Source organism: Saccharopolyspora pogona (assembly GCF_014697215.1).
Classification (GTDB): domain Bacteria; phylum Actinomycetota; class Actinomycetes; order Mycobacteriales; family Pseudonocardiaceae; genus Saccharopolyspora; species Saccharopolyspora hattusasensis.
In genome coordinates, this window is the sequence record NZ_CP031142.1 from 2,534,409 (window position 1) to 2,546,490 (window position 12,082).

Consider the following 12,082-nt stretch of genomic DNA (forward strand, 5'->3'; position numbering starts at 1 on the left):
CAGATAACAACGGGATTTATCGTGCGCAAATGCACCCAGTGCTGGGCGGGATAGTCGTAGAAGGCCAGCAGTTCGCCGAGATCGTCGGTGATCTTGGCGACGGCTTTGGGGAATTTCGCACCATAAGCGCCTTCGAACGCCTTCACCGCGTCCAGGGCGTGCCGGCGGTCCTCGGCGTTCCAGATCTCGGCCAGGGCCTTCTTCGCCCCGGGATGCGCCGATTTCGGCAACGCGGCAAGCACATTGCCGATCTTGTGGAACCAGCAGCGCTGCTCCCGGACGCTGGGGAAGACCTCGCGCAGCGCGTCCCAGAACCCCAGCGCTCCGTCGCCGACGGCCAGCACCGGCGCGCGCATGCCGCGGCGTTTGCAGTCGCGCAGCAGATCGGCCCAGGACTCGGTGGATTCGCGGTAGCCGTCGGCCAGCGCGACGAGTTCTTTGCGGCCGTCAGCACGCACGCCGATCATCACCAGCAGGCAGAGTTTGTGCTCTTCCAGGCGGATGTTCACATGGATGCCGTCGGCCCACAGATACACATAGTCCATTTCGGAAAGATTGCGTTCGGTGAACACGCGGTGTTCGGTCTTCCACTACTCGGTCAGTTTCGTGATCACTGCGGCGGATAATCCCTTGCTGCTGCCCAGGAACTGCCCGAGTGCGGGCACGAAGTCCCCGCTGGACAGGCCGTGCAGGTACAGCAGCGGCAGTACCTCGTGATCTTCGGGGTCTTGCGCGCCCACGGTGGCAGGATCGCGGAGGAAAACCGCATCCGCTCGCCGGTGGCCGGGTCGGTTCGCTTGTCGTTGACCCGTGGCGCGGTGACCTCCACGGCGCCAGCGCTGGTGAGGACTTCGCGGGGCTGGTGAGAGCCGTTGCGGACCACCAGCCGGTGGCCACGCTCGTCGCGGGCATCGGCGAACTGCGCGAGGTAGGCGTCTACCTCGGCCTGTAACGCCTCGGCCAGCATCCGGCGGGCACCCTCTCGCACGATCTCGTCGATCAACGACGCTGAATCCGTGGCAGAGCGGTCATCATCACGGGAGTCAGGGTCAGGGGCTACGCTGAGCATCGGGTCGTACCTTCCCGACCGACGCGCCAACGTCGGCCATGCTTGGAACCTTGCATCCGATCACTGGGAAGGTACGCCCCTTCCCAGCCGATCCACAGGTTTCAAGCATTCCTCCCCCGACGTCCGTTGCATCCCTCCCAGCCGAGCGCCGCGGAGGTACTACGGTACGGCGAGCGCTACGCGGACCTCCGTGACCGGCGCCTCGCACACACCTTGATCCTCGAGGATGCGGTGGAGGAGCGCGAGGAGATTTCGGCTCACGAGCGCATCACCTGCCACGTTCACCGTCGCTGGGCACACGAATGCATCGCTTCGCCGATGCACGTCATCCCCGTCACCGGGCACCGCTGGTGCCGCCGCTGCGAGGCCGAGGCATCCGTCGCGGTCGACGAGGTGACCGGACCGGTGACCGTGGTGTGCACGCGGTGCCGCCAGACCCTCGAGACCGCGGCGACCCGGCAGATCATCCGGACCTGCCGAGCCAGCCTGGCCGCTGCGCGCGAAAGCCGCCGAGCCCGTGTGCAGGCGCAGAATTCCACCTCGGTGATGGCCTCTCAACGCCCCTACAGCGCAGAGAGGCCATCACCGCGCGGATCCGCCTGGCCAGGGGTCAGTCCGTGCCTGGATCTGCCAACAACCGAAACTGCCCGATGTTCAGCTTGCCCTTGTGCACCCGAATGACACCGTGCAGGCCTTGGGCTCGTGCATAGGCGATCAGTTCGACCAAGCGCAGGTCAGGTCGCGCGCGGCCGCGGGGCTGTTCGCCGCCGTCATTTAGTTCAGTCAATAGGTAAACGCGTCATCCTGGCCTGACGGCCCCCGGCTCACCCTGAGTCACCGAACCACGAAACTCGCGCCAGAGCCGATTCACCTGAGCGCCGTCAGAGTGGAAGGAACTCGCATGACCTGCAGGTTCACATCTGCATGACAGACGTCCAATCCACTCTTGCCACGCGTAGAGCACGAAGCTGGAACGTCGATTCGGAGGATCGGAACGCTGCGCGCTTTAAGAACGAAGAGTGTGTTTGCCGGCTCGACGCTGGGTCGGGGAACTTCTCATCGGGACCAGGGCACACACAACGTGACCGACTATGAGACAGACTTACGAGTTCAGTCGTTGCTGGCCAGGTAGACGACCTCGCCCACCATGGCGGGCTTCTCGAAGTCCTCGACTTCTACGCGGACGCGAACCTTGTACCGGATCGACGACCCACCCTCGTAGAGCTGGGCTTCGGCGACCTCAGCGGTCAGCCTTATCCGAGCTCCAGCGGGAACGGCGTTGGTGAAGCGGATCCGATCCAGCCCGTAGTTGGTTCCACGCGTCTGGTCGGTGATCACGATCAGCTCGCTCAGGAGATGCGGCACGAGTGACAGCGTCAGGTACCCGTGCGCGATCGTCGTGCCGAAGGGCCCGGCAGCGGCCGCAGCCGCGTCGACGTGGATCCATTGCCGGTCTTCCGTCGCTTCGGCGAAGAGGTCTACACGGTACTGTCCAATTGCGCACCAATCAGTGGTCCCGAGGTCGCGCGGCACAGTGGCCGCGAGTTCCTCAATGGTCAACTCGTGCTTCGGCACTTGCGCCTCCTGTCCAAGGTTCGGGTGTTGCGGACCGCCTCCGGCCATCTGACGAACCGAGTAGGCGTCCAATGGGTCGGGCGGTCAAGCAGTTGCTCAAGCTTGGGGACGAACTAGGTACTTCTCCCCGGTCTTCACCGCGGCGTACTCCCGGATGTATGTCGGGTCCAGCACATCGATCAGCGAGATCTCATTCGTGTAGGAGCTCGCAAACGTCGTCGTGAGCGACCGAACCACGCGCTCCCTGAGCTCTTGCTCCTTGACCGCGCCCAAACGCACAAGTGTCGGCCAGAGGAGCCACCCGCTCAGCGACCAGGCGAACCCGAAATCCCGAATGATTTGGGTCGGACTCGTGTCGAGACTCCCGTAGGTGTAGACCTGCTTCGGGTGGTAGGAGCCGTAGAGGTTGTACTCCGTCTCCCCAGCCGTGAGAGCAGATTCCATGCAACTCAGGATCGTCCCGGCCATGGTTCCGCCACCGGTCGCGTCGAAGGCAACTGTGGCTCCCGTCGAGGCGATCGCGTCGGTGAGATCAGCTCGGAAGGTTTCAGCACTGGAGTCAACGACGTAACGGGCACCGATCGCCGACAAGATCGCTCGCTGGCTCTCGTTGCGAACGACATTGACGATGTCGATCCCTTCCTCAATGCAGAGGCGGTTGAGCATCTGGCCGAGGTTCGAGGCCGCAGCCGTGTGAACCAAGGCACGATGTCCACCCTCGTGCATGGTCTCCAAGAACGCGAGGGCGGTCATCGGGTTGATGAACCAGGAGGCGCCGTGGGCCGGGTCAAGGCCGTCCGGCAGCGCATGGCAGTTCCTCCGGTCCAAGACCCGGTACTGCGCGTACATCGCTCCGCCGATCATCGAGACCGAGCGCCCCAGGAGGGCTTGAGCCTCGGCAGACGAGCCAGCAGCCACGACCGTACCCGCGCCCTCGTTGCCGGCCTGCATCGACCGGCCGAGTCGTGCCGCACTGCGCTTCACCGCTTGCGGGCTGACCGGCGCAGACACCACTCTGTCCGGTCCGGAGCCTGCGACCTGCAACTCCGCGATGTTCGCCGGTCCGAAAAGTAGCCGCAGGTCAGACGGGTTGAGCGGGGTGGCCTCCACTCGAACGACGACTTCGTCCGCCCCCACGGGTGCGTAGGAGTTCTCCTCGAACGACAAGGTGACGACGCCGTTCTCCGAAAGCAAGGAACGAAGCTCAATTCCGCTGATCACTCTCCCGTACCTCCCCTGCGAGCCCCATGGCGGTCACTCATCGCGGACGTCTCCATCGAGAACGCCGTAGTCCTGGTAGAGCCGAAGCTGATCGACCGTCTCCCAGTGCTCCTGGAGCCGAGCGTTCTCGACCCGGAAGATGTCTACCGACGAGGCGTCGTGATCGTTCCCAGTCGCCAGCATGGTTCCGTCCCATACCGAGCGGACGTAGAACAGATTTCCCTCGGCGACGATGTGGGTCGGAGTCGCTCGTCCATCGGGCTTTCGCGCTCGTGCCGAGGACAGTGCATCGACGAACGGCTCGCGCCCGTCTGGAATCCACCCTGAGTTCGATAGCAAGTCCTGGGCAATGTAGTCCGAATCCAGCTTGGTGCCCGTCGCGAAGACGCCGTCCCACAGCCGGACCTGGAGTTCGCGGGACACCTCTGGGGAACCTTGTCCTCCGTGTTCACCGAAAGGCGTGCCAGGGCGCTCATCGAAGAGGCCCGTGCCCGAAGAGGGCGCACCCAACATCTCCTGCCACTTCCCCGCGGCGCCCTCGATCGCGCCGATCTGGACCAGAATCCGATAGGTATCGACGACCGGCCAGTGTTCGGCGATTAGCCCGTGACGCAGGCGGAAGATGTGCGATGCCGAGGTGCTCACAGCCGCGCCTGAGGCGGCGTAGCCCACGTATGGTCCTGTGTGAATTCCGGTCAGGAGTGTGCGCGCGGCGACGAGATCGCCGTCGACCAGGACGCCCACGTTCTCGTGCATCTCGTATCGGAGTTCCGCGAAGGCCGCTCGAAGACGGCGCTGGTAGCGCTTGAATCCCGTGCGGGTCCTTGTGCCGCGGTAGTCGTAACTCAGGAAGTTCCGCGCAACGATGTCGTCGAGATGCTCCTCGTCCCCAGCGTTCAGCGCACCGAAGAAGCGGCGGACCTGCGAGTCCATGTGATTCGCGACCTCATCGCGATGAAAACCGTCGAGACTGTTCGACGGACGATGTTCACTCATCGACCGCTCCTGGCTCATCGCGACGATAGGGCACGCCGCGTTCGTTCGGACAGATAGCACATGTGTACCACAATGAAACACGTAAGTCGAACGTCCCAATCTGCCTAAGGCCGCGGAACCCTTGTGTGTCCGAGCAGCGCGGCGACGAGGTCGAGTCCGGTCTCGATCTCTGGGTCGGTCCGCCCGAGAAGCGGCGCGTACAGATGTGCGTCGCAAATTCGGATGATGGCGAGGCCGAGGATGTCGGGAGGTAGCGACAGCTCTAGCCGACCGGCCTCCGATTCTTCGGCGAGCATGTCCGCGACGTTTCGCCCGGAGATGTCTTCAACCGGCCCGGGGACGAGCAGGATCCTGACGATAACCAAGGGCTCGCGGCGCGAAAGCTCCTGAAGGGGGCGCGCAGCGGCGACGGCTCGCATGAATCGATCCATCACTTCAACGATTCGCTCAGCGCCGCCCGGTGCGGTCGTGTGCTTTCGCGCGTAAGCGAACGTTCGGTCTGCAGCCTCCCCCAGAACGACGCTGAGTAGGTCCTCGCGAGCGCCGACAAGCCTATAGAGGGTCGAACGGCCGATGCCGACCTCGGATGCCAAGGCGGACATGTCCAACGGACGGCCGGCCAGGTACTCACGCGTAGCGGCGGCGAGCACCGCGTCGCGGGTGAGCGACGTACCGAGCCGCTTCGCATGACCTTCGGAATTCTGCTCCAGGGTGACCACGAGTTCATTATGAGGCGTTGCCGCACAATGTTCCAATGTGGCACACTCAGCCCATCTGTACCAGACGGCTCAGGCTCGCCCCCGAACCGCACGAAAGTTGGTGGCAGTACCGCATGGACACGCCATGGCTCCTCCAGTACGACGACGGAGTGCCTGCACAAATCCCACCGGCTCACGATCACGGCGTCGCGATGCTCGACGCGGCCGTCGCAGAAGACCCTCAGGCTGTTGCGGTGACCTACTTCGACGGCACACTCACTTTCCGGGAGCTTTCGGATGCAGCAGATTCCTTCGCTCACTATCTGATCGATAAAGGATTCCAGCCGAAGGACCGTCTTGCGGTCTACGCGCAGAACGACCCGGCCTTCGTCATCGGCATGCTCGGCGCCTGGAAGGCCGGAGGGGCGGCCGTGCCGGTGAACCCGATGAACCGCGTCGGCGAGCTCAGCCACATCCTGAGCGACTCCGGAGCAGTAGCGATCCTAACTCTGGACCACCTCTACAGCGAGGTCGTGCGCGACGCCCTGAACGACTCGTCTCAGGTACGGATCGTGGTGTCGTACAGCGAACGCGACCACCAGAGCCGCAACGATGTTCGAGTTCTGGCCGCGCCCGAACCCGACCCTGGCGCTGACGTGCCACGGCTTGGAGACATCATCCGAACCTTCAGCGGCCGCGGAGCACCAGTCACGTCGGTCGATGCGCAGGACCCAGCGACCATCACATACACGTCCGGGACAACCGGCCGCCCGCGCGGCGCTATCAACACTCACTACAACCTCATGTACAACGCGGCGACACTGCGCGTCTGGTCTGGACTACAACCCGGCGAATCGGTGCTCGCCATTGCACCGCTGTTCCACATCACCGGCCTGGTCGCGCACACCGTCGTGTCCCTCGCTTCGAGGTCGCGGCTGGTTCTGACTCATCGGTTCCATCCCGACGTCATTCTCGAAGCAATCCGTGAGCACAAGCCAACCTTCACCGTGGGAGCGATCACGGCATTCATCGCGTTGAGCAAGGCCGAAGGGGTCGATCGCTCGGACTTCGAGTGCTTCTCCCGGGTCTACTCCGGCGGAGCCGCTGTTCCGCCAGCGGTAGCAGCCGAGTTCGAGGAGCGATTCGGGGTCTACATCCACAACGCGTACGGGCTGACCGAGACGGCGTCAGTCACCCACTTCGTGCCGTTCGGCAAGCGGGCTCCGGTCGATCGGGATTCCGGAGCACTGTCCATCGGCGTGCCGGTGTCCTCGACCCTGGCGAGGATCCTTGATGAGGACGGCAACGCTCTGCCGCCCGGCAGCGTCGGCGAACTAGCGATCACCGGGCCCCAGGTAACCCCTGGTTACTGGCAGAACGAAGAAGCATCCGAAGCGGCTCTTCCGGGAGGCGAACTCCGCACCGGCGATATCGCCTTCATGAACGATCAAGGCTGGTTCTTCATCGTCGACCGAAAGAAGGACATGATCAACGCGTCCGGCTACAAGGTCTGGCCGCGAGAGGTCGAGGACACACTTTACGCCCATGGGTCCGTCCGGGAAGCCGCCGTCGTCGGCGTTCCCGACCCCTACAGGGGCGAGACAGTGCGAGCCTACGTGTCGCTGACAGAGCCGGGTGTCACTGCTGAGGAACTCGTGGACCACTGTCGAAACCTCTTGGCCGCCTACAAGTACCCGCGAGAGGTCATAATTCTCGATGAGCTCCCCAAGACCGCGACGGGGAAAATTCTGCGCCGCGAACTGCGGGACTGACGTGACGACGGACATGAACCCGTTCGTCTCTGCTACCGAGTTGGCGGCGTTGATCCGGGACGGTGCCGTTGGGGTTGTCGAAGCGGCCAGACTCTACCTCGACAGGATCGATAGGTACGACCGCGAGTTGAACGCCTTCGTCCGGAGAGATGACGACGAGGTCCTGCGCCAAGCCCAGCAGATCGAGCGGGATCTCCGCGAGGTCCGTGGCCCGGTACCACCGTTCGCGGGCGTCCCGATGCCGATCAAGGACGTCGTCAATGTGGCTGGCCAGCCAAATACGTTCGGCTCGTCGTCGTTCTCCGATGTCGAACAGCTCGAGGACGACCTTCTGGTGGAGCGGATCAGGGCCGCAGGCTTCATCCCGATGGGTCGAACAAACACGCCGGAAGCCGCGATGACCCAAGTAACCGAGAACTCCAGGTATGGACCGACTCGCAACCCGTGGGATCTCGCCAGGACACCTGGTGGCTCGAGCGGCGGTGCCGCTGCGGCGGTTGCTGCAGGACTTGCACCAATTGCAAGCGGTGGCGACGGCGCAGGAAGCATCAGGATGCCAGCGAGCTGTACCGGCTTGGTGGGCCTCAAGGCAAGCCGAGCCCGGGTGCCCTCCAAGGTGTTGCTCTGGGAACACGGGGCGGTCGGAGGCGCTCTGACACGGACCGTCCGGGACGCCGCAGGAGTGCTGGACGTCTTGTCAGCCCCCGATCCTCTCGGATGGTACCGCGCACCGGCAGCGGAGCGGACCTTCGTCGACGAGCTGGACCAACATCAACGGCCACTTCGCATCGGCCTTCTCACCGACGCACCTACCGGCGTGCCGGTGGATCCAGCCTGCACCGCCGCGGCCGAGAAGACAGCGCATCTTCTGGAAGCCCTCGGACACCACATCGTCCCCGTAGCACCCGGGATCATCAGCACCCGGGCTATCCGGCTGTATCTATTCAGCGTTCTGGGCGCGGGACTGCACGCCCTGCCTTGGGCCGAAGAACCGACCGAACCGTATGTTGCTGCACGCATGGAGATCGGGAGATCGCAACGGTCGGGCGACTACGTCCGCGATGTTTTCGAGATGCATCTTGAATCTCGTCGGATGGTGGCCCATTGGGTGCACGACTTCGACGTTCTCCTTACGCCGACCCTCGCGACTCGCGTTCCTGAGGTTGGTGCCGTTCTCGCAGATGCCAACCGACTCCTCGACGGCAGCAGCGAATTGGAGGCGCGGATGCTCGCCTTCTGCGCATTCGTGAACATCACCGGACTCCCGGCGATTTCACTCCCGGTGGCCGAGGACTCGGACGGCCTCCCGGTCGGGGCCCAGCTGGTCGGCGGTCCGTTCGATGAGGCATCGCTCCTTCGCCTCGCGAGTTCTCTGGAGCACACCCTCGAATGGCATCTCCGCAACCCACCCCGTTTCCCCTGACCCGAAAGTGATGTTACTCCATGCGACCCGAACCGACTGACATGGTCGAGATCCAGTTTCTGTACAACACCTACAACCACTGCGTAGACATGACCGGCGATGCCGCCGGCGTCGCCGACTGCTTCCTGAACGAGGGAACCTGGGAACATCCCCTCCACGGAAAGATCGTCGGCCGAGAAGCGATCACTGCATTTATGCAGAAGGCGATCGACGAGCAGGAAGCACGCTTTCAGCACTGGAACGCGAATCTTCTCGTCGACGTGGATGAAGACGGAGACTCCGCGAGCGCGACTGCTTACGTGATGACGCTCGACACTCGCGCCGTCTCCCCCGTGATCTGGCGAGCCAACATCTACAGGGACCGCCTGGTCCGAACGGCCGAAGGTTGGCGGTTCGCCAGCCGCCGCGGCGGGTTCCCCTTCACAGAGTTTCGCGACGAGGCGGATGCCGCAAGTTGAGAACGATCGTTTCAGCCGACCTGACAAAGGGAGAGCAAGTGAGCCTAGCATCGTCAAGAGCTGCGTTCGCACGCGCCAAGGGGAGCATCGGCGGCGGCGCGGGATCCGGTATGCGTGCCGCGATGAGACCGCACCCGCTGTACGTCCAGCGTGCACAGGGCGCCCATGTCTGGGACTTGGACGGTGACGTGTACGTCGACTACGTGATGGGCTGGGGACCGTTGATCCTCGGGCACAGCAATCCACATGTATCGGCGGCAGTCATCGAAACGATGAGTTCGATGCAGCTCGTCGGTACCGGCCACATGGGTGAGATCCTCGCCGCAGAGGCAGTGCTCGACGCGGTCCCTCACGCCGAACGTTTGCTCTGGAGCAACACCGGAACCGAAGCGATCCAGGTTGCTCTTCGGCTGGCACGAGCAGCCACCGGCCGGCAGAAGATCCTGAAGTTCATCCGTTGCTACCACGGCTGGCACGACAGTGTGTTTGCGAGTCTCCGCGATTCTCACGCGGGCGAGGCACCTGTAGCGGCATCTCAAGGTCAGAGCAGATCTGCTCTTCTCGACCTCGTCACCGCCGAGTTCAACGACGTCACCCGACTTACGGAGATCCTCGCCAACGCCCGGGAGAACGACATCGCGGCGGTGGTGCTGGATCCGATCATGAGCAATGCCGGCCTAGTCGAAGCAACACCCGAGTTTCTCGCGGCGCTTCGCCGGCTCTGCGACGCCCATGGAGTCGTCCTGATCTTCGACGAGGTCATCACCGGCTTTCGGCTCGCTCGTGGCGGTGCTGCAGAGTACTGCGGCGTGCGCCCGGACCTCTCTGTATTCGGCAAGGCTATCGCTGGTGGCTTCACCCAGAGCGCCGTCGCCGGTCGCGCCGATCTGATCGACCAAGTCGCTGGCGGCGTGGTCCACGCCGGGACGTTCAACAGCAACCCGATCGCCATGGCTGCGGTCAAGGCAACGATGGACGTCCTCACCGATGCGTCGATCTATCAGCGTCTCGAGGCGGCAGGGGGCGGCCTGGAGGAAGCACTGACGCCGGCTCTGGCAGGTTCCGCGAGTCCGGCGACTGTTAACCGCGTGGGTTCCCTCTTGCAGATCGTGCCAGCGAGCGGATACGAGTCCACTGATGGACGCGACTCGGAGTGGAACCGGTTCATCGGCGCTCTGCTCGACCAAGGAATCATGATGACCCCCTCCGGGAAAGCCTTCGTCTGCGTCGAGCACTCCGCTGAGGACTTCGCCAAGACAGCCATGGCCGTCGAGGCAGCCGCCAGCGCCGAGTAGCGCCACATCCAAAACCGAAGGGGGTGTCCAGGCCTGCACCCTGGAGACCCCTTCGGCATCGAGCAGATCAATCGCTCAGATGTCGGAAGGTCCGCCTGTGATACAGAAGTGGTTCACTGTCCGCCGCCGCTCGAAGCGACTCCACACGCAGAAGAACAATGTCGTGATCGCCAACGGGAATCTCGTCCACAACCGCACAATCAAGCCACACCGGAGCCTCGTCGATGAAGACCGAGTCGGAGCTGGTCGTGTGGATATCAACCCCCACGAACTTCTCAGCCGAGCTGTCGGCGAGGCGCATGCACACCTCTGCCTGCTCCACACCGAGAACCGAGACCCCGACGCGCGACGCCCGGCGCAGGAGCGGCCAAGACTTCGATGTGTGCTGAACCGACACAAGGACCAGCGGCGGGCTCATCGACACCCCGACGCAGAACGAACTCGCCGCCATTCCGACGGCTCGTCCGTCCACCGAGGCACAGACAGCCACCACCCCAGACGGGAAGCTGGCGAACGCATCGCGAAGAGCCTCAGGGGTGGCAGCGCCAAGCGAACTAGCATCTGGACGAGCCTCCGAGGTCATCGTCACCGCCGCCCCCACTCGAAGGCGCCGCCGCTGCAGCCCGCCCGGAGTCATTCAGGCTGGTCCGGATGAACTCGCTGATCCGGGCGACCGACTCGGTCGCTTCCGGCGCATGACCGACGAGGAACTGGAACACGTGCTGCATCTCGGGGGCCACATCCAGCTCAACCTTGACTCCCTTGCTTCGCGCCAGCTCAGCAAAGGTCTCGACCCCACTGAGCAGGCACTCATATCCGCCGCAGGTCAGGAGCATCGGCGGCAACCCCGACGGGTCGCTGATCAGTGGGTTGACGTAGTGGTCGGTGCGTGCCCGCGCGGGATCACCCAGGTACACCGCTGCACTCGGCTCCATCGCAGCTGCAGGCGGGGCCACGACGTCGTTGTCGACGTTGGTGACAAAGGTTTCGCCCTCGCCGAGGACGTCGTAGTAGGGCGACATCGCGACGATGGCGGCCGGCGAAGGCTGGCCGCCATCGGCGAGGTGAAGCCCGAGGGCGGTGGCAAGCGAACCACCCGCCGAGTCGCCGACGACTGCTATCCGCTGCGGTGCGTAGCCCTGAGCAAGAAGGTGGTCGTAGGCCGCGCGGGCGTCATCGAGTTGCGCCGGGAACAGGTGCTCCGGCGCGAGGCGGTAGTCGATCGCGAACGCACGCACACCGGACTCCTTCGCCAGGTGCGCGAAAAGTCGACGATGTCCCGAGGTGCTCCCCGAGATGTACCCACCACCGTGGAGGTAGAGGATGACGGCGTCTGAGACAGCGTCGGGCGGGAACGCCCACATCCCGGGCACCGGCCCCGTTCGATCCGACCGGTAGCTGACACCTTCTGCTTCGGTCGCGAAACGAAGCATGCAGTCGAAGATCTCTCGAACCGAGTCCAGGCCGATGGGCGGATCTGCACTCAGACGCGCGCCGACGTTCTTGAACATCTCTGTCAGGACGGCTGATTCGGGACTGGCCATGGTGGGTCTCCTCGTAGTTTCTAGGCGTGAT

The 12,082-nt window shown here is 63.9% G+C and carries 10 protein-coding genes and 1 pseudogene; 4 read left to right on the top strand and 7 right to left on the bottom strand.

The window, feature by feature from the left end; translation table 11 throughout:
• Positions 1-8: 8 nt before the first annotated feature.
• The 5 genes and pseudogenes from DL519_RS11590 to DL519_RS11610 form a co-directional block, all read right to left on the bottom strand.
• A pseudogene (locus tag DL519_RS11590) lies at positions 9-1,069 on the bottom strand (IS256 family transposase); the annotation flags it as partial.
• Positions 1,070-2,179: 1,110 nt separating this feature from the next.
• The gene (locus DL519_RS11595) at positions 2,180-2,644 is read right to left on the bottom strand and encodes a MaoC family dehydratase (protein ID WP_223838809.1); all 465 of its coding nucleotides are present in this window, start codon (positions 2,642-2,644) and stop codon (positions 2,180-2,182) included.
• A gap of 96 nt (positions 2,645-2,740) precedes the next feature.
• Positions 2,741-3,838: an MDR/zinc-dependent alcohol dehydrogenase-like family protein gene (locus DL519_RS11600; RefSeq protein ID WP_223838811.1), complete on the bottom strand. Its 1,098-nt coding sequence runs from the start codon at positions 3,836-3,838 to the stop codon at positions 2,741-2,743.
• Between the two features lie 60 nt (positions 3,839-3,898).
• Positions 3,899-4,861: an ester cyclase gene (locus tag DL519_RS11605; RefSeq protein ID WP_190814596.1), complete on the bottom strand. Its 963-nt coding sequence runs from the start codon at positions 4,859-4,861 to the stop codon at positions 3,899-3,901.
• Positions 4,862-4,965: 104 nt separating this feature from the next.
• A complete protein-coding gene (locus DL519_RS11610) occupies positions 4,966-5,580 on the bottom strand; it encodes a QsdR family transcriptional regulator (protein ID WP_223838813.1) in 615 nt (204 codons plus the stop codon).
• Positions 5,581-5,693: 113 nt separating this feature from the next.
• On the opposite strand from DL519_RS11610, the gene DL519_RS11615 reads away from it, so the two are divergent.
• From DL519_RS11615 to DL519_RS11630, 4 genes are read left to right on the top strand one after another with little or no spacing between them, the layout of a single operon-like run.
• On the top strand, positions 5,694-7,331 hold the full coding sequence (locus DL519_RS11615; RefSeq protein WP_190814598.1) for an AMP-binding protein: 1,638 nt from the start codon (positions 5,694-5,696) through the stop codon (positions 7,329-7,331).
• 13 nt (positions 7,332-7,344) lie between these two features.
• Entirely contained in the window at positions 7,345-8,754 is a 1,410-nt protein-coding gene (locus DL519_RS11620; RefSeq protein ID WP_190814600.1) for an amidase, read from the top strand.
• 41 nt (positions 8,755-8,795) lie between these two features.
• Entirely contained in the window at positions 8,796-9,212 is a 417-nt protein-coding gene (locus DL519_RS11625) for a nuclear transport factor 2 family protein (protein WP_190814602.1), read from the top strand.
• A 38-nt stretch (positions 9,213-9,250) separates the two neighbouring features.
• Positions 9,251-10,507 carry an aspartate aminotransferase family protein gene (locus DL519_RS11630; RefSeq protein ID WP_190814604.1) on the top strand — a complete coding sequence of 419 codons (1,257 nt, stop codon included), beginning with the start codon at positions 9,251-9,253 and terminating at the stop codon, positions 10,505-10,507.
• A 67-nt stretch (positions 10,508-10,574) separates the two neighbouring features.
• On the opposite strand, the gene DL519_RS11635 is transcribed toward DL519_RS11630, so the two are convergent.
• Both DL519_RS11635 and DL519_RS11640 read right to left on the bottom strand, forming a co-directional pair.
• A complete protein-coding gene (locus DL519_RS11635) occupies positions 10,575-11,144 on the bottom strand; it encodes a flavin reductase family protein (RefSeq protein WP_317891358.1) in 570 nt (189 codons plus the stop codon).
• Positions 11,062-12,051, bottom strand: a complete 990-nt coding sequence (locus tag DL519_RS11640; protein ID WP_190814606.1) for an alpha/beta hydrolase — start codon at positions 12,049-12,051, stop codon at positions 11,062-11,064. Before DL519_RS11640 ends, DL519_RS11635 begins: the two co-directional genes overlap by 83 nt.
• Positions 12,052-12,082: the final 31 nt, after the last annotated feature.